Raw genomic sequence first — 16,454 nt, 5'->3', positions numbered from 1 at the left:
AGGGGGACAGCCGATGGAACTTCTCATTTTCCTCTGGCTTGCGATGGGCGTCATCGCGGCCATCATTGCGGGCAACAAGAACCGCAACGCTCTGGGCTACGGGTGTCTCGGCTTCCTGCTGGGGCCGATCGGCATTCTGATCGCCGCCGTCGTTCCCCGTTACCAGAGCTATCTGGAAACCGACGAAGGCCGCCTCGCCTCGAAACAGGCGAAGCGCTGCCCCGACTGCGCGGAGATCGTTCAGTATCAGGCGAAGGTCTGCAAGCACTGCTCACATCGATTCGCCTGATCGTCACGCACCCTGTCGATCCCGCATCGACCTGTTCAGCTCCACCCGCGCTTCATAGAACGCCATGAACTCGTGCATGGTCGCCCGCCAGAACTGGTCGGGCGACCAGCCGAAGCCGGCCATGGCGAGGCCCATCAATCGCCGGTAGCGGCGCTTTCCGTCTCCGTCGTCGCTACCGGCTTCAGTTCCCCCTCGACCGTCGCCCCGCCGGTCAGCGCGGCCGTCAGCACGATCGTCAGCCGCGCCGCGACGACGGGAATGCCGGCGGCGTAGATCAGCTGGCCCCATTTCTCGGCCTCGCCCATCTGCGCGCCCACATCATCCTTGGCCGCGCCGGCGCGGACCAGCTCCGCCACGACGATCGCCATGACGTCGATCGGCATGGTCATCGAATTGGCCATGGCCGCAAGCTCGCGGAGCGACCGGCCCGTCTGCTTCTCGATCAGCACGATCGCCGTGAAGCTGGGCCGCAGCACCCGCTCTTTCTTGCCGAGGGTGACGGAGACCTCCCCCCGCTCGCTGTTCGCCGCCATGCTTACGCCGTCGCCGCGAGGTTATTGATCGTCGGCACGGCCGAAGGAGCCGCGACCGCGCTCCACGTGCCGGCCTGGTTGTTGGTGAAATCGGTGTCGTTCGATCCCCAGCCGCAGGTGCCCTCATAGAGCACGATCGAGCCCTTCTTGATCTGGAGCGTCGCTTCCGGCGGGGAGCTGTTGCGAACTTCGATCAGCCGCTCATAACCATCATCGGGCAGCTTGACCTTGCCGTTCATGGTGAAGCGGACCGATCGACCGGCATAGGAGACGAGGTTGAACTCGCCGTCATCCTTGCTCGATGTGTCGAACTCGGCGGAGCTGTCGCCCCACTGGAGCGTCACCTCGCCGCCGATCGGATCGAAGGCTTCCGAGGGCGTCGCGCCGTCGCCGATCAACACGCGCACGTCCTTGCCGCGCAAAACGGGCATTGCACTATCTCCTTGCTGGATGGGCCGCGCGCCGGCGGCTATTCTTCCGGTTCGACCGAAATTTCGAAGTTCATCAGGCCGATATAGGTCTCGCCGTCATCGTCGAGATCGGCTGTGGAATTGAGCCAGCGGCATTCGCTGATATAGGCGCCGATGGCCGGCGGCGCCTGGCCGTCCAGGTCCGCCCGGATCGCCGCCATGATCTCCAGCACCCCGCGCCGCGCCGGGCCATGGAAGAAGGCCGCGATCTCGATGGTGTGAATTTCGGCCTGGCAGCCCTTGGCCGTATCCTCCGCCGCGTCCATCCGGCCGAGAACGACGAGATCGCCTCGGAAATCGTCGGGCACGTGCTGCCGGACGCTCGCCTTCCCGCCTGTCACGCCATTGGCCAGCGCCGCGAACAGCGCGTCCTGCACCGGGATCATCAGATCCACGCTCACAGTGCCCCTCCTGCGCCGACCCGCGTAAGCACCTTGCCCCAGAAATCCTGCAGTCGCTGGCTACGCGCTATCCGCGCCGCTCCGCCGCCCGAAAATACATAGGGCCGGGCGCGCATGGCCTTGACCCTGAGCGGATAGCTGGCCGGCGCCGTCCGGCCACGGCGCCGGTTCACCTCAACCGTCTTCGCCTTCCGCCCACGCTCGATGATCCAGCGATACCAGCGATCCCGATTCACCTTCTTGCCGATGAACCCGACCCGCAGACGGAGCGATTTCGGGTAGACCTTCTTCGACAGGCCAGAGGCGAGGAAGCCCGACCGGCGTGACACGTCGCGCCGCATGCGGGCCAGCTCGTCGTCGCCGACCAGATTCATCTCCACGATCATTTCGGCCCGTGCCTCGGGCGTCAGCCGCTTGATCATGCCGCGCATCCGCCGGGCCGATGCCCAGTCCACGCCGGATTTGCCGCCGGCCATCAGCCGATGGCCTCCGCGTCGGTGTCGCACATCATGGACAGCCACACCCGATCGGTCGCGTCCGGCTCAATCGACCGGATGTTCAGATTCCGCCCGCGATAGCGCACCTGGTCGTTGGTGCGGATATCGTCGCGCCAGTGGATGGTGACGCGATACTGGCCGATCCCCTGCATCGACCGATCGATCAGCGCCTCGCGACCACCTTGGCCGATCACCTCGGCGTTCACCTCGGCGACCTGCGTCCACTGGCGCACATAGGCGCCCTTGCCGTCGTCGATATCGACAAGGCGCCAGATGCTGACGCGATGGCGAAGGCGGCCTGCCAGGTTCATGCGAACAGCCTGTCGTTGCAGAGCAGCGCCGCCACCGCGTGGGGCGGTTCTCCGAGCGCAGGCCCGGTAACGATCGCGGTGGGATTGTCGAACCACCACGCAATCAGCAGCAGGATCGCCTGCTTGACGTGAAGGGGGACTGACGACGGCGTGAAGCCGGTGGATACCTGCACCGTGATCGGTGCGCGCCCCCGGCCGAGGGATGGTGCCGGTGCGAGAAGGTCGACGCCCGATTCGTAGCCGTCAACGAACAGGTCATAATCGACGGGATCGAGCGTGGCGGTGATGTTATCCGCCCCGATATACTGGATCGTCGCCGCCGAAACCGGGGCGACCGGCAGCCGGGCGATGTCCGCCCAGCGCGTGAAGCGCAGCTGAGCGGTACGCTCGATCAGCGACAGCCCGGTATATGCCTCGACGTAGGACCGCGCGGCCTTGCGCAGATGATCCAGCGTCGCGTCATGCGTCGTGTCGTTGTCGAGGAAGCGGCACTGCCGCCGGGCCTCGACCAGCGAAACCGGCTCGCCGTCATCTGCCGGCGGAGCGTCGCCGCCCGTCGGCACGATGCCGGTGACGATCAGGTGCGCGAGCATCGCTCAGAAGCCCGTCAGACCGCTCGCGGTGCTGCTGTCGCGGATATGGCTCGCGCGCAGCGGGAAGAAGCCAGCGGGCAGCGTGATCGTGCGGTCGCCACCCTCGCCGGGATAGCGATAGGTGATGTCCCCGCCGGTGACGATGGAGATAGCACCTATCTCGCGCTCCAGCGGATCGCTGGCATGAGGCGTGATCGCAAAGGCCGGCCCCTGTGGCGCGAGCGCTTCGATCGCGGCTGTGGCCGCGTCCTGCTTCGTGGCCGTCGCCGCCCCGGCGGGCAGGGGCAGGCTGGCGGCGCTCACCGGCTGGGTCTCGGGGTAGAAATCGCCTGTCACCGGGAAGGGACCGGCAAGCGCCGTCAGGATATCGTCCTGCTTGGCCGAGGTGGCCGCACCCGTCGGCAGCGGCAGCGACGCTATGGTGACAGAGAGCGCATCGCCCAACCGATCGAAGATGGCCTTCAGGCGGCCGAGGACGCTGTTCGCCGCCGGATCGGACGCGACAAGGCCGATCGCATCGGCGCCGGCCTGATCGACGATCACATTCTTGGGGAGGTGGACGCCGCCGATATCCTTGGTCCCGAGGACGGAACCGTCTGCCACCGGCGTCGTGAGATTGTCGGCCACGATCGGTTACTCCTTGGCCGCGCGCTTGGCCGCGCGCTTTTCGGGGGGCGCCGTCTTCACCGCTTTTTCGGTCGCCTTGTCGGCAACCGGGACGGCATAGCCGGCGTCAATGAGGCGGGTTGCCTCGCTGGTCGTGAAGCGATCTGTTTCGTCATCCGGCGACAGCGCGAAGTCCTGCCCCGAGATCGACGTGAGCATCTTGATTTTCATGAGCGAAGACGGGGCGGGTTGTTGGCCCGCCCCGGTCCCTGTCGCTGACCAGCCTTAGCTGGCAGGCGTGGCGAGATGCTTGATGGCGGCGGTGTCGCCCAGCTCGCCGTCGAAGCGGATCAGGCCGGCGATGCCCATGTCCGGCCAGAAGCGCTCGCGCAGCACGCCGATGATCGGCGAACCGACCTTGCGGACGAAATACTTGCCGAAGTCACCGAAGACGATCGGCTTCTTCGACGCCGCAACCGAGTCCATCGCCTGGTTGATGGAGTAGGGCTTCGACCAGAGCGTGTCGGGCGCGCCGGTCTTGATGTCCCCCATCTGCCACAGATAGTTGCCGTCACCGTCCTTCAGCTTGCGCAGGACGAGCAGCGTGGCGTCGTTGAACATCCATCGCGCCTTCGGCGAGGTGCGATAGGCCGGGTCTACCGAGTGGAACAGATCCAGCACCTCGTCCGAGGTGATTGCGGCGGCAGCGGCGGCCGTCTTGCCCAGCGTCGACGCGGTGACGATACCGTTCGGCGCCGTCGTGCCGTTGCCGGAGGTAAGCTGGGTGTTGGCGATGCGGCCGAGGCGTTCGCCGAGCAGTTCGCCGAGCAGGGCTTCCATCGAAAAGATGGAATCCATGTCCAGTTCCCAGCTCCACCGCACGAACTCGGTGTCGAACGCATACGCGCCCAGCACCTTCTGGCCGAAGGTGACGTCCTTGCCGCCGTCGTCGGTCAGCGCCGAGCCCTCGGTATGCGCACCGGCGGTGCTCGCCGTGTCGTCGACCGTCGGGATCGCCCAGGGATGGCCGCTGGAGTGGTTGACGACGCGGCAGATCGCTTCGTCATACATCGGACCCCACAGCTTCATGCTCTTGATGATCTCGGCCGCCAGTTCGGTCGGGACGGTATAGCCGCCCGCCGTGTTCGTGCCGGTCACCTGCGCGCGCTGCTCGCCGTCCTTGAACTTGGTGACGCCCTGCCGCAGCACGGCGCGTTCCTCGGTGGACAGGTCGGCCAGCTCGACGCCGCACATGATCTTGGCGAAGACGTGGCGATATTCCGGCTCGCCCTCGCCATTGTCCCCGGCCGGCTGCCGGTTGTTCGGCTCGGTCGGGCGACGACGCTCGCGCTCCTCCTCGTTCTGGCGCTGGGCGTTGGCCTCTAGCTCGGCCATGCGCTCCTCGCGCTCGATCTGCTTCTCGATCTTGTCGATCTCGGCCATGGCCGCATCGTGCTGGGCTTCCAGCTCGGCGGCACGGCTTTCGTCGGTGTTGGCGGTGATTTCGTCCAGGCGCGAACGCGCCTCGGTGATCAGCCGCGCGCGCTTTTCGCGCAGCTCCTTGAGCTTGCTCATTTTCTGATCCTTGGGAATGACCCGGCCTCACCGGGCTGCATGCCTTTCCGAAGGGCGATACAGGCGCGTCCCGCGAGGGACGGAGAAACTCAGGCGCGCGAGCGAATATCCAGCTGGGCGCGCATCCGAAGCCGGCGATCGATATGGGAGCGCTTCGCCTCCCGCGCCGCGATGGCCGCTTCCTTCCGTGCATCGTCCAGCGAGCGGAGGCCGACGCTGGTGTCAGGGTAGGCCGGGAACGCGGTCACCGTGATCTCGTAAAGCTCGACCTGCTGAATCGTCCGCTGTGGCGGCTCGGTGGTCTCGTCCCATTGCTGCCGGGTCACCGAGAAACCGAAGGACATGCCGCCGATATCGCCGCGCTCGACCGATACGGCGACGTCGCGGCCGTCGGTGGTGTCAGGCAGGTCGATCTCGAAACGCAGCCCCTTGTCATCCTCGCTCAGCCGAAGCGTGCCGGCGCCGGTGCGGCCGATGACACGGTTACGGTCATGTCCGATGATCGCGACGATATCGCCTTCGAGAGCGCGGGTGAACGCGCCGCGCTCGATCGTCTCGATCCACGCGCCGCCGATATCGGCAGGCGAATTGAACACCGCAGCATAGCCCGTCAGCGTCCGGCCCGTGCCGGTCGCGCGAAGCTCAGGACTGCGGCTCAGCGTCCGGGTTTCGGTCTTCACCGTCATTGGGTTCTCCAGTAGCGGGCTTCAATGGCTGCGATCCGAGCGGGACCGTGGCGCCCTGAAGGTAGAGCTTGTCGCCGTGCGGCTTGGACGGGCGGCCTTCCAGTTCACGGGCTTCGTCCGGCGTCAGCTGTGCCGTGTTGATCGCGCGCGCGAGGCCCTCGATCCGGCTCTTGAAGTCGCCGCGCTGAAGCCCGTCGAGATTATGCTCGACATAGCGGCGGCCGTTCATCTGCCCGAACAGCTTCAGGTTCATTTCCTGTTCGAGCGCCTCGGCCCACTGGCCGATCAGATGCTTGACGAAGAACAGGTCCTGCTGCTCGGTGTTGCTGAACGTGCCTTTCGACAAATCCTGCAGGAAGACCGGCGGCAGCTGGAAGACCCGCGCGATCTCTTCCAGCTGGAAGCGGCGCGCCTCCGTCATCTGCCCCTTGTCGGGATCGACCGCGACGGGCTTCAGGTCGTAGCCCGGCGGGATCGGAAATACCGGCTTGTCGGTCGCGCGCGCGGTATCGATCGCGCGCTGAACGTCGGCCATGGCCCGGCGCTGGGCTTCCGCGCCGGTCGGCAACGGCCCGGTCAGCGCCAGCGGCGGGACGCCGCCGCCGGCAAAGAACTTGCTGCCATAGACCTGCATGTTGAGCGCCAGCCGGATCGCGCCGGCGCACCGGGCGATCGGCCCGACGACGCCAACCTGATCGTCCTTCAGCGCGAACGGCAGGTCGATGACCTCGCTGCTGGCATAGCGGCGGCCATCCAGCGAATAGACGCGCCCCGTGCCGACCATCTCGACGGCGGTCCGCGTCACGTTGATCGGCCGCAGGGCGACGGGCTGGCCGTTCAGCCCGCGCTCGATCCAGAGCAGCCCGCGCCCGCGCGTGAACACCTGATTCCAGAAATACTGGCGAAGGCCGAAGCTGGTCCATTCCGTGTTCGGCGCTTCGTGGACCAGCGTCTCGATACCGCCCTTTATGCGCTCGGGCTGGTCGCCGACCTTCCGCCATGCATGCAGCGGCAGCGCGGCGAGCGTGCGGGTGAGGAAGTTGACGGCCGCGAAGACGGCGGGCACCTGCATCGCCTGCTCGACGCTCACCGGACCGATATCGAGCGCATCGCCCCCGCCGAAATAGCGGATAATACCCTCGGCGTCGGCCTTGACCCGCGGGTTCTCGATCGAGGCCGAGCGCGTCTCCGCGCGGCCGATCTCCCAGCCGAACAGCTTCATGCCGCCACCAGCGAGAAATCGGGATCGTCCCATGGGGACACGACGGGAGCCGGTGGCGGAAGCTGCATCGGCGCCATGGCGTTGATGGCAGCGTCGATGCCGTCGATCTTGTTCTGCGACATCGGCGTTTCCTTCTTTGGCAGGATCGTGTTGTTGACCCGCCGGTCCACCACGGCGTTGCCGGCCATCCACGTCATCACCGGATTTCCATCATGGCACAGCAGATGCGGCCCGCCTTTTACCCTGGCTTCCAGATCCTTGGCCGGGTCCGTCACGTTGGCCGCGTTCTTCGACAGGATCGCTGCCAGTTCACCGTCGCCGTCGCCAAGGTCCTCGTTCAACCGGGACGCCATCGCCTGAGCAGCGGCGAACTGATCGAACGTGATCCGCTTCACGCTCAGCACTTTCTGGAGCCGCCGGATCAGGCGCTCGACCCTGTTGTGATCGACGAAATTGCCCGGCGTCGTCCAAAGCCACCGGCCATCCTTCCACTGGCGATAAAGCTCGACGATCTGCTTGGACGCAGGATCGTCGCGCGCCAGCGCGGCTTCCGGCAGGAAGAACCATGTCTTGAGCAACAGCCGGCCGTCGGGGTGGAGCGCCGCAAGAGCGACCGCCGTAATGTCGTCCTTATCGGCCAGGTCGGCGCCGATATAGCAATCAAGCCCGCGAAAATCGGACAGCTTCAGCGACGGATCGGAACAGGCAATCCACTGGCTGACATTGAGCCAGGCGCTCGCGGCGCCGATCCACTTGTTGAGGCGCTTGGTGAAGAACTCGCCCTCGGCCGAAGGGCTGTTCTTCGCCTCGATGGCATATTGCCGCAACTCGTCCAGCTGGACCGCCGATCCGAGCAGCGGGTTCGCCTTGATCCAGTTCCGCTCGTCATACGGATCGTCGCCGACCTTCCGCTCCGGCGTGAAATCCTTGGGACCGTCCAGCGTGAAGATGATACCGAATATGTGCTCGGCGATGACCGAGCGCTCCAGCACCTTCGTCGCCATTGTCCGCTGCTCGTAGCAAACGCCATGGACATTCGAGCCGGCCGTCGTGATCTGCCAGAGAAGCGGTTGTTTCCTGGCACCAAAGGCCGAGCGCATCACGTCATAAAGACCGCGATCAGCATGGGCGTGCAGCTCGTCCATGGTGACGAGATGCGGGTTATGCCCGTCCTGCGTCTTCGACTTGGCGTGCAGCGGCTGCATATATCCGCCGTTGTCGCCGCACGTGATCGACTTCGCCCAGGCCGTGACGCCGAATGCCTCCTGCAACTCCGGCGTCTTCTCGACCATCCGCTTGGCCGGATGAAAAACCTTCTTCGCCTGATCGAACGTCGTGGCCGCCGTCAAAACCTGCGGTCCGGTCTCGTTCTCGCAGCAGAGGCAATAGAGCGATACGCCCGCCGTCTTCGTCGACTTGGCGTTCTTGCGCGCAACCTCCTCGTAAACCACCGTGAATCGACGAAGTCCGTTATCCTTGCGGCGCCACCCGAATACGGTGGTGAGGATGAATATCTGCGGCGGCTCAAGGTCGATCTTGCCGCACCGATCAAGATGCATGCCGTCATCTGCGCGCGGGCACTTGCACCAATTTCCCTCGATATGGGGCAGGTTCTCGATGAAATCGCATATGTCGTTCGCGTGCCAAGGGTCGAAGCGATAGCCCCACACGTTAGACTTCGCGCGCTCCAGATCGTCCAGATGCCGTTGCGCCGCCAGCCGAACCCATTTGCAGTGGCGAACCTGATCCGTGTCCGCCGCCGCCGCCCTCGCATATTCCAGCGCGATCGATGCGTAGTTCCGGGCGTGCCCGCTATCCGGGAACGCCGGCCGCTTACGCCTTCGCGCGGTGGCCGTTGCGCGCGAACGGGTTTCTGGTTTTCGTCGGATCATCGGCGATCTTGCCGACGCGGCTCTTGCGACCGGCGATACCGAGCAGCTCGGCATACTGGCGCAGGACGGTCAGATATGACGCTGGCGGCGGCTCTCGGCCTGCGTTGAACGACTGCCGGACCAGCGCTTCCAGCGAGCAGTAGCGCGCAAACAGCGAACTATCGATCTCGGCCACGCCGGCGGCCATGACGCGGCCGATCTCTTCCTGCCAGACGTCCTGCGCTTCCGCCGTCAGATAGTCCGGCATCAGTGGAGGATCGCCCGGAACGACAAGCTCGTTCTTCAGCCCGTCGCGGAACGGGCGCAGCGTGCCGCGAGCCGCCTTCGTGGAAGGTGCCTCGGCCTTCCGTCCAGGCTTCATGGCGATGTCTCCGAAATTTAATTTGGCCCGGAAGTTTAATTCGGGCGCGCGAAAAAAAGACTGGGGGCGCGGTGTCCGGCACATCGGCCCATGACTTTGACCCTCCCCCTCCGGGTCAAGCCGGCCGCTGGGCGCGCCTGCGCCCGCGCGCCGCCTCCTGGGCCGTCTTCGCATCGCTACATGCCTTGCAGAGGCTCTGGCGGTTGTCAGGCACGTCCTCGCCTCCTTCGGCCAGCGAAAGGGTGTGATCAACGATGACGGCTTCGGTCACTCGACCATGCTTCAGGCATTCGCGGCATAGAGGTTCACCGGCAAGGTGCGCCGCCCTGATCTGCTGGCCGCGCCGCCCCCGGATGCGCTGGGCAGATGCTGCGCTCTGCCTTTCCCACGGTTTGCTTTTCGGCTTGGCGTAGAGGCCGGGCGGGCGGCTGGGCATTAATCGTCCGCAGATGACGGAGGCGGAGGCGTGCCGGGCGGAACTATCGGCTTGCGGCACCGCTGGCAGGCGGGCCGGCTGGGCAGCGTGTTGAGCCGACCCATCATCTCTCCGCCGCCGCGAGCAATCTTCGCTCCGCGTCATAGGCATCCACCCCATATGGCCCGCCCTGGTGCTTGACCCGATGGGCAGTCCCATCAGCCATGGTGATGACCAGCGTGGTGTAGGTATCTCCACGATCCCACGACACCGACGCTACATAGGCGGTGTTGACCGTGAGGTCGTTGGTGACGCTGACCATGGCCATCAGCGCAGCCCGATCCGCTTCCAGAAGCGGTTGCCGCACTCGTCCTGCCACAGGCTGATGCAGATGCCGGCGCCGTGGACGTGCGCCTTCCACATGGACATGGGGAGCAGGACGAGCATGGCAGCACCCCTTAATTCGTAATCTATAGTTGACAGCCCGCATCCCGTGAACTATAGTCAACACATGATCGAAGTCCGCCGCACCGCCGAATTCGCCGACTGGCTCAAGGGCCTCAAGGATCGCGCCGCCAAGGCCCGTATCGAGGTCCGCATCACCCGGTTGGCGCTGGGCAATCCCGGTCAGCATCGCAACCTGACCAAGGGCCTGCGCGAGATGAAGATCGACTACGCCACCGGCTACCGCGTCTATTTCGTGGAGCGGGGCAACACGGTGATCGTCCTGCTTTGCGGCGGGGACAAAAAATCGCAGGACCGCGACATCGCCCGCGCGCTGGCGATGGTGGAAGATCTGGAGGAATGACGATGGCTATCAAGACGGAACGGTGGGACGCCGCCGAATTTCTCAACGACGAAGAGGACATCCGCCTCTATCTCGAAGCGGCATTCGAGGATGGCGAGCCGGCGATCATCCGCGCCGCGCTGAACGATGTGGCTCGTGCACGCGGCATGACCGCGCTGGCGAAGGAAACCGGCCTTTCGCGTGAGGCACTCTACAAGGCGCTCGGTGAAAACGGCAACCCGACACTCGACACGCTGGTCAAGCTCACCCGTGCGCTCGGTGTCCGCCTGTCGATCGCGGCGTGAAGGTTGAGGCGTTCCTCCGCTTCCCGGCCAGTGGTCGGCTCGCCAGCCGTGGAGAGCGCCGGGTTGACTGCATCGCGTGTGCAGCAGCGGAAGCATCGCAGGCGCCGCCTCGGTCGCCTGTGGAGTAGGCCCTCCGGTCAAACGAAAGGGGGAGCGGGCCGGGCGAGGGGCTTCCGGCCCGCATCAGGCACGCGGCTCGCGCCCGACCTGCGAAAGCCCTGAAACGGATTGCGCCCGCGAGCCGGGGGAATGGCTGCGGGCGCAATTAGAACAACTATCGAACACACTATCCGAAACGGGACACCTGTCAAGCGGACGCTGGCGCCGAAAGCCAGTCCGCCAGCGGGTCCAGCGCGCGGCCTATGCGGGCTGCATATCGATCGCGCATCCGGCCGCTGGAAAGGGCCGGGGCGACGTCGTGGATCACCAGCCGGTCAACAAGGTCCACCATGTTCTCCGGCAGCAAGGCCCTTCCCTGCCGCCATCGCTGGCGGGCGCGCAACTGTCGTTCATTGGCTGGCAGGCCGTAGCTGCTCCCTTCGGCCCCTGGATGCGTGATATCGTATTGCGCCACCACCCGACCCTCGATGCCCGCCAACGCATACTGATTCCGATACCAGTCAGCCGCATACCACTGCGCATAGGTCAGGCGCTTTTGCTTTAGCCACCGGTCAATCTGAGCATCGGCAAAGCGGCGCGTGATGAGAGCGCGCTGACCGGCCTTGTCGATCATCGCCTCGACCGTGTCGTGGAAGCGGACGCCATTCTTGCCATCCGGCTCGGCCATGGAGATGCGCTCCGGTGTCGCATCGATCGGCTTCTGGGCAGGCGCGCGGCGGGCGCGCTTGGCCGGCGGCGGAGGCGCGACACTGACCGTCCGGTCGCCCTTGAGGATGGCAGCAGCGCGGGCGGCCGCCATCGCCGCGCTGCGCTCATTGTCGACCCGAGTAGCTTTTCCCATTGTGATTATGCCGCCTTCGCTTCCTGATCGCCGGTGTTGCCGCGTTCGATTTCATATGATGTTCCGTCGGCCGCATAACGGGTCCGGATGCCCAGCCGCTGGAAGATCGCGTTGGCTTCCTCGATCTCTGCCGCCGACATCGGCGCCTGGGCCTGCCGGCTTTGCTCGCCTTCTAGCCGGTGCTTCAGCGCCAACGCCTTGAGCCCATTGATCTTGTTGAGCCGCTCCCGCCGGGCTGGCAGGGCAGCTTCCCGTATCTCCGCCACGGTGGGAAAGAACCGGCTCGTCTGCGCAGCGCTCTTGAACGCGGCCGACAGGATGTCGAACGGGATATCCTGGAGCAGGTCGATGTAGAGGTCCAGCCGGGCTTCGGCCTCCTTCTCGGTGACCTTGGCGGCCGGGTAAAGCAGCGCAATGCTACCCATCAGCCCCTCGATCTGCTCCTCGGTTGAGGGCGCCATGCCGGCCTTCAAAGCCGCCAAAGCGGCGGGGATCGTCGCCGCCACATCGGCGGAGACGAGCGGCACATAGCCAAACTCAGAACCCGCCGCCCGCCTCAGCGGATCGGCGAGCACGGCGGGTAGCCGCGACTCGGACCATTGGGTTGGCGATGTCCGTTTCGGCGTAGCGGTCGTTAGCGGGTTCATAGCTGCCCTCGATCAATTTCACGAAGCTGCGGGGTTGAAGCAGGAAGTCGAAATCGGCCCGCCACCGCCGGTCGTTCTGCCCACGGCAGAAGCGAGATCGCTCGATCGCGGCGATCGCCTCGGTGAAGCTATCCGGGCCGTGCTCCCTCAGCCTGGCGAGGATGCGACCGCGGCGCTCGGCGGTGACCGTCCGGATCGATTTCAGCCCGGTGCGGCCCGCCATGGCGTTCCAATCACTGACGACCCGGTCGATTTCGGGTGATCCGAAAAGGGGGAGGTCCCCCTTTAGGGGGACGGGGTTTTCTTCTCTAAGAGAGATATTTTTAGGGGGGTGTGGGGGGACATTTTCCGGAGTTTCGGCAATGTCACGTGACGTCACGCTATCTTCGGGTATGTCACGTGACATAACGTGATGTCCTGTGACGTCACGTGATTCTGCATCGGCATCGGCATCGGCATCGGCCTTGGGCTTACCTTCTGCGCGCCTCTTCTGCTGACGTGCGGCATCGGCCTGCCGACGCATGCGCAGTGCGAGGGAAGCAGCATCAGCCTGAGCAAGGGCGGCGGCGACCTCAGCAACAAGCGCTGCCGGTGTCCCCGCCTCGATCAGACGGCAGAGGAGGGCCGCGCTCACGCCAGCCTCCAGGCGACGATATCCCAGTCGCTCCGGCCCGGCCGCACGGTCCAGGCGGCCCAGCGTCGTGACGCCGGCTGGATCGGGCCGAACACGCGCCCGTTGCGGTATCGGATCATGATGTCCGGCTCCTCCCGATCGGGCTGATCGGGATCATGGAAAGGGTTCGGGCCGCCATGGTGCGGCACCCACTCGCGGGCGGCGCTCACCGGCGGCTCCGCTCGATCTCAAGCTGCAGCTGCCGCGTCTTGTCTTCCCGCCGCCGCGCCAGTTCCTCCCGGCTGCGGGCGGCAAGTGCCCGCCCGGCGGCGGACGGTGATATCGACGGCGCAGCCGGAAGGCGGCCCGCTCGCCAACGGGCGCCCATGATCCAGCCGATAAGCAGGCAGGCGATGCCGAGGACGAGCGGTCCCACCGTCAGAGCCCCAGGCTGGCTTTATAGGTTTCGAGCAGCGCCTCGGCTTCGTCGCGCGCATGCTTCTCCATCTTCCGCAGCCGGACGATGGCGCGCATCGTCTTGGCATCCCAGCCTTGGGATTTTGCCTCCAGGTAGACATCCTTGATGTCGTCGGAGAGGCCCCTCTTCTCCTCCTCCAGCCGCTCAATGCGTTCGATAAACAGGCGCAACTGGTCGGCGCCGCCGGTTTCGGCCATCTGATTGTCCTTTCGGTTGAGGTGCACGGTCACGACAGGGCCGCCCCGTGCTGGCGGCTGGAACCCAGGGCGTCGGCCGGGAAGGCCGCGAAGCCCTTCCGTTCCGCGAACTGGATCATCTCGTCTTCGGTCATCAGGCGGGTGCCGACGCGGAAGTGGCCGCCCGAAGGATCGGCCGTGCCGGCCGCGTCGCAGCGGAACACCACCCAGCTGCCAGCGCGCGGGAGGCGCAGGTGATCGGCGGCACGGCCGGCAAGCGAAGAGTCGCGCGCGCCAACCTGGGTCGGTGTCGGCACCTTCCAGCGATAGGTCGATATGCCGCCCGACAGCCCGCACTTGGCTCGCCAGCGTGAGATCAGCGCCCGGCCGACGCCATAATGTTCCGCCAGCTCGCGGTTGGTGCTGCTCCGCGCTCGGATGGCGAAATCCTCGGGCACCGGCCGGGCGGTGGGGCCGTCAGCCATGCTGATGCCGTGCTGCTTGCGCCAGCGGGCCAGCAGTTCGTTGCTGCAGCCATATCGCTCGCGCAATTCGGCGCTGGGGCGGCGCCCATGCTCGGCGAAGTCAGCAGGCGCAGGCCGTTGCTGGCTGGGCACGGGAGGCCGGAGGCCGGCCGCCACATACCACGCCGATAGCGTGCTCGATCGGACGCGATAATGCGCCTGCATCTGTGCGCGGCTCATCGTCGCCGCCAGCGCGGCGAAGTCGTCGGGGACCGGGCGCATCAGGCCGCTCCCCCGAACTTGTCCGTCTGGTTTCCCCAGACATCCCAGCCGGGATGCTGCTCACGGCCGAACAACTCGGCATAAGGCCCGGCATAGAGTTGCTCGACATCACGATGCAGATCGTCAGGCTTCCGGCTGTGCTCGCGCACCGGCGCGACGATCAGATTGCGGATGGACCGCGATAGCACCTTCGGCTTGCCGATCGTCCCGAGGAGGTAGAATTCGGACGCCGAGCGGAAGCAATATCCCGTGCCGAAGGCCCATTTTTCGCCGGTGGCGGACTGCTTCGCCCAGGCGCCCGCGCTCTTGAAGGTGAAGCCCCACTCTTTCATCAGCCGGATAGCATCCGGCAGCATCGGCGCGGTTGCCCACATGAACAGTGCGCAGTCCGGCGCCGCCAGCTGGCTCACCGGCAGGGCGGCAATTTCGTCCGTCGACATGCACGCATAGCGGGCGACGGGGTTCTTCGTCTCGCCGGCAAACGAGTAATTCCGGAAATACCACGGCGGATCGGCGATGATCGCGCCGTATCGGAACATCCCGAGGCCCCCGAACGGCCATGCGGCCGGACGCAAATCATCGCCCGCGGAACCGACCATCGTCGGCGCCGCGCCTTCCATCACCGTCATTCTCAATCTCCCCCCGGGCCGCCCCGGATCAGGTCCTCAATTCTGTGGTCAGGCGACCGCCTTCATGGCCGGGCGCCGCAGCGCTTCGATCCGCTTCAGCCAGCTGCCGAGCGTGTTGTGGATGCGACGCATCCGGTGCTCGTCCTTCTGGAGCAGCTCATGATCGGTGACGACGACACCGCCCGGGCTGGACGGGTCCTCCGATTGTGCCACCTCGTTCGCGAGCGCGATGATGTCGCGCGTCAGCGGATCGGTGGAGCAAAGCGCATCGATCGGCGAATTCTTCACCTGATACCTGGCGTCGATCTCGTCGTGGGCGGACGGGTCCAGCGCCAACAGGTTCCAGATCCGATCCGCAGCCGGCAGGCTGGCGCCGCTCTTCAGGTTGCGCAGGTGCCGCTCGGACACGCCAAGCGCCAGGGCGACGCGCCCGTCGCCGTGGGCAGCGCACAGCCGCGCCAGCGATTGCAGCCAGGCGTTGCGGAACTCTGCTTCCGTCAGAGGTTGCGCGGGCGGAACGACATTGCTGTGAGCGTCAGCCATTACGATCACCATGGAAAGAGGGGCATTTAACCGGATCGCAGACCCGCAGCGCGCGGGCCTCGCGCTCATCCGCCGGCCGCGAGGCGACCGGATGGAAGGCCATCGACCCGCGAAGCGTCGGGAAGATCAGGCTCGGGATCGGGGATACGAACATCAGGCTAGCCCTCCGCCGGGGCCGCTTGTTACGACCCCGGCTTCGGCTACAGTCGGGTTGCCACACACGACCGAGAAGGAGCCAACATGTCCGATAAGGTTCAAGTCACGTGCGACCACCCCGACGGCGGCAGTCCGGCCCAGGTTGCCTGGGAGATGGCGAAGTTCCTGCGAAACCTGCTTCCGGAAGCCGAATCCAAGGAAGACAGGGTCGATGCCTATCTCGATTTGTATGCCCGCTGCTATCACGCGGCTTCGGGCAGGCGCCTGCCCAAATGATTCAAGCATCGCCCGCTCCTTTGGGGGCGGGCGTCCCGCTCTGCACGAATTTGTAGAATTCCCGCGCGACCGCTACGGGATCGATAAAGTCCCGGCTCATTGCGAGCCGAAGACACTCCAGCCGCTGGTTGGAGGCGGTCGCCGCGGCGGCCGCCTCGCGAGATGTGCCATCGGCCACGATTTTGGCGCAGGCATCCACGCTGAGGGCATTCGTGCCGGCTATCAGATGGGCCACCTCTTCGTTGGATTTTCCGCAGAACGAGCAGTTCAGTTCGTCCACCATCCC

The 16,454-nt window shown here is 65.7% G+C and carries 29 protein-coding genes; 4 read left to right on the top strand and 25 right to left on the bottom strand.

The annotated features are described in order from the left end of the window. Positions 1-13: 13 nt before the first annotated feature. Positions 14-289, top strand: coding sequence for a hypothetical protein (locus tag G432_RS05260; RefSeq protein ID WP_015457785.1), 276 nt, complete (start codon positions 14-16; stop codon positions 287-289). Positions 290-292: 3 nt separating this feature from the next. On the opposite strand, the gene G432_RS23665 is transcribed toward G432_RS05260, so the two are convergent. The 16 genes from G432_RS23665 to G432_RS05185 form a co-directional block, all read right to left on the bottom strand. Then, positions 293-424, bottom strand: coding sequence for a phage tail assembly chaperone (locus tag G432_RS23665; protein WP_187294033.1), 132 nt, complete (start codon positions 422-424; stop codon positions 293-295). Next, complete coding sequence (locus G432_RS23150; protein ID WP_015457784.1) at positions 424-822, bottom strand: GTA-gp10 family protein; 399 nt, start codon at positions 820-822, stop codon at positions 424-426. The genes G432_RS23665 and G432_RS23150 overlap by 1 nt, the downstream gene beginning before the upstream one ends. A 2-nt stretch (positions 823-824) precedes the next feature. Then, a complete protein-coding gene (locus tag G432_RS05250) occupies positions 825-1,253 on the bottom strand; it encodes a hypothetical protein (RefSeq protein ID WP_015457783.1) in 429 nt (142 codons plus the stop codon). Between the two features lie 38 nt (positions 1,254-1,291). Further along, complete coding sequence (locus G432_RS05245) at positions 1,292-1,693, bottom strand: DUF3168 domain-containing protein (RefSeq protein ID WP_015457782.1); 402 nt, start codon at positions 1,691-1,693, stop codon at positions 1,292-1,294. Beyond that, positions 1,690-2,169 (bottom strand): hypothetical protein, encoded by a 480-nt coding sequence (locus G432_RS05240; protein WP_015457781.1) that lies wholly within the window; start codon positions 2,167-2,169, stop codon positions 1,690-1,692. Before G432_RS05240 ends, G432_RS05245 begins: the two co-directional genes overlap by 4 nt. Further along, on the bottom strand, positions 2,169-2,501 hold the full coding sequence (locus G432_RS05235) for a phage head closure protein (RefSeq protein ID WP_015457780.1): 333 nt from the start codon (positions 2,499-2,501) through the stop codon (positions 2,169-2,171). The genes G432_RS05240 and G432_RS05235 overlap by 1 nt, the downstream gene beginning before the upstream one ends. Then, positions 2,498-3,094, bottom strand: coding sequence for a head-tail connector protein (locus G432_RS05230; protein ID WP_015457779.1), 597 nt, complete (start codon positions 3,092-3,094; stop codon positions 2,498-2,500). The genes G432_RS05235 and G432_RS05230 overlap by 4 nt, the downstream gene beginning before the upstream one ends. Positions 3,095-3,097: 3 nt before the next feature. Continuing rightward, complete coding sequence (locus G432_RS05225; RefSeq protein WP_015457778.1) at positions 3,098-3,721, bottom strand: spike base protein, RCAP_Rcc01079 family; 624 nt, start codon at positions 3,719-3,721, stop codon at positions 3,098-3,100. A 6-nt stretch (positions 3,722-3,727) separates the two neighbouring features. Further along, complete coding sequence (locus G432_RS05220; protein ID WP_144061995.1) at positions 3,728-3,919, bottom strand: hypothetical protein; 192 nt, start codon at positions 3,917-3,919, stop codon at positions 3,728-3,730. 66 nt (positions 3,920-3,985) lie between these two features. Further along, entirely contained in the window at positions 3,986-5,275 is a 1,290-nt protein-coding gene (locus G432_RS05215; RefSeq protein WP_015457776.1) for a phage major capsid protein, read from the bottom strand. Between the two features lie 89 nt (positions 5,276-5,364). Continuing rightward, a complete protein-coding gene (locus G432_RS05210; protein ID WP_015457775.1) occupies positions 5,365-5,961 on the bottom strand; it encodes an HK97 family phage prohead protease in 597 nt (198 codons plus the stop codon). After that, complete coding sequence (locus tag G432_RS05205) at positions 5,918-7,183, bottom strand: phage portal protein (RefSeq protein ID WP_015457774.1); 1,266 nt, start codon at positions 7,181-7,183, stop codon at positions 5,918-5,920. The genes G432_RS05210 and G432_RS05205 overlap by 44 nt, the downstream gene beginning before the upstream one ends. Further along, the gene (locus tag G432_RS05200; RefSeq protein ID WP_236626854.1) at positions 7,180-8,742 is read right to left on the bottom strand and encodes a terminase large subunit; all 1,563 of its coding nucleotides are present in this window, start codon (positions 8,740-8,742) and stop codon (positions 7,180-7,182) included. Before G432_RS05200 ends, G432_RS05205 begins: the two co-directional genes overlap by 4 nt. A gap of 274 nt (positions 8,743-9,016) precedes the next feature. Then, positions 9,017-9,436 (bottom strand): hypothetical protein, encoded by a 420-nt coding sequence (locus tag G432_RS05195; protein WP_015457772.1) that lies wholly within the window; start codon positions 9,434-9,436, stop codon positions 9,017-9,019. 115 nt (positions 9,437-9,551) lie between these two features. Next, positions 9,552-9,707, bottom strand: a complete 156-nt coding sequence (locus G432_RS23910; RefSeq protein WP_015457771.1) for an HNH endonuclease — start codon at positions 9,705-9,707, stop codon at positions 9,552-9,554. Between the two features lie 268 nt (positions 9,708-9,975). Beyond that, positions 9,976-10,179 carry a hypothetical protein gene (locus G432_RS05185; RefSeq protein WP_015457770.1) on the bottom strand — a complete coding sequence of 68 codons (204 nt, stop codon included), beginning with the start codon at positions 10,177-10,179 and terminating at the stop codon, positions 9,976-9,978. Positions 10,180-10,362: 183 nt separating this feature from the next. Here G432_RS05185 and G432_RS05180 point away from each other — a divergent pair, with 183 nt between their 5' ends. Beyond that, entirely contained in the window at positions 10,363-10,659 is a 297-nt protein-coding gene (locus tag G432_RS05180) for a type II toxin-antitoxin system RelE/ParE family toxin (RefSeq protein ID WP_015457769.1), read from the top strand. A 2-nt stretch (positions 10,660-10,661) separates the two neighbouring features. Next, positions 10,662-10,943, top strand: coding sequence for an addiction module antidote protein (locus tag G432_RS05175; protein ID WP_015457768.1), 282 nt, complete (start codon positions 10,662-10,664; stop codon positions 10,941-10,943). Positions 10,944-11,250: 307 nt separating this feature from the next. On the opposite strand, the gene G432_RS05170 is transcribed toward G432_RS05175, so the two are convergent. The 8 genes from G432_RS05170 to G432_RS05130 form a co-directional block, all read right to left on the bottom strand. Further along, positions 11,251-11,862, bottom strand: coding sequence for a hypothetical protein (locus tag G432_RS05170; RefSeq protein ID WP_041864801.1), 612 nt, complete (start codon positions 11,860-11,862; stop codon positions 11,251-11,253). A gap of 47 nt (positions 11,863-11,909) precedes the next feature. Beyond that, positions 11,910-12,479, bottom strand: coding sequence for a hypothetical protein (locus tag G432_RS05165; protein WP_041864800.1), 570 nt, complete (start codon positions 12,477-12,479; stop codon positions 11,910-11,912). Further along, on the bottom strand, positions 12,442-13,185 hold the full coding sequence (locus tag G432_RS23145; protein WP_144061994.1) for a hypothetical protein: 744 nt from the start codon (positions 13,183-13,185) through the stop codon (positions 12,442-12,444). The genes G432_RS05165 and G432_RS23145 overlap by 38 nt, the downstream gene beginning before the upstream one ends. Further along, on the bottom strand, positions 13,182-13,394 hold the full coding sequence (locus G432_RS05155) for a hypothetical protein (protein ID WP_015457764.1): 213 nt from the start codon (positions 13,392-13,394) through the stop codon (positions 13,182-13,184). The genes G432_RS23145 and G432_RS05155 overlap by 4 nt, the downstream gene beginning before the upstream one ends. 208 nt (positions 13,395-13,602) lie before the next feature. Further along, positions 13,603-13,839, bottom strand: coding sequence for a DUF2312 domain-containing protein (locus tag G432_RS05145; protein ID WP_015457763.1), 237 nt, complete (start codon positions 13,837-13,839; stop codon positions 13,603-13,605). 29 nt (positions 13,840-13,868) lie between these two features. After that, complete coding sequence (locus tag G432_RS05140) at positions 13,869-14,564, bottom strand: hypothetical protein (RefSeq protein ID WP_015457762.1); 696 nt, start codon at positions 14,562-14,564, stop codon at positions 13,869-13,871. Continuing rightward, positions 14,564-15,184, bottom strand: a complete 621-nt coding sequence (locus tag G432_RS05135; RefSeq protein ID WP_015457761.1) for an MT-A70 family methyltransferase — start codon at positions 15,182-15,184, stop codon at positions 14,564-14,566. Before G432_RS05135 ends, G432_RS05140 begins: the two co-directional genes overlap by 1 nt. A gap of 57 nt (positions 15,185-15,241) precedes the next feature. Further along, positions 15,242-15,748, bottom strand: a complete 507-nt coding sequence (locus G432_RS05130) for a hypothetical protein (protein ID WP_015457760.1) — start codon at positions 15,746-15,748, stop codon at positions 15,242-15,244. 228 nt (positions 15,749-15,976) lie between these two features. Here G432_RS05130 and G432_RS05125 point away from each other — a divergent pair, with 228 nt between their 5' ends. Further along, positions 15,977-16,168 (top strand): hypothetical protein, encoded by a 192-nt coding sequence (locus G432_RS05125; protein ID WP_015457759.1) that lies wholly within the window; start codon positions 15,977-15,979, stop codon positions 16,166-16,168. 1 nt (position 16,169) lies between these two features. Here the strand turns inward: G432_RS05125 and G432_RS05120 are convergent, their stop codons facing one another. Beyond that, positions 16,170-16,451 (bottom strand): ClpX C4-type zinc finger protein, encoded by a 282-nt coding sequence (locus G432_RS05120; protein ID WP_015457758.1) that lies wholly within the window; start codon positions 16,449-16,451, stop codon positions 16,170-16,172. Positions 16,452-16,454: the final 3 nt, after the last annotated feature.

The sequence above is a fragment of the Sphingomonas sp. MM-1 genome (genome assembly GCF_000347675.2).
GTDB classification, from domain to species: Bacteria; Pseudomonadota; Alphaproteobacteria; order Sphingomonadales; family Sphingomonadaceae; genus Sphingomonas_E; species Sphingomonas_E fennica.
Note: the sequence above shows the minus strand (reverse complement) of the source record. Positions and strands in the feature narration are given on the sequence as shown.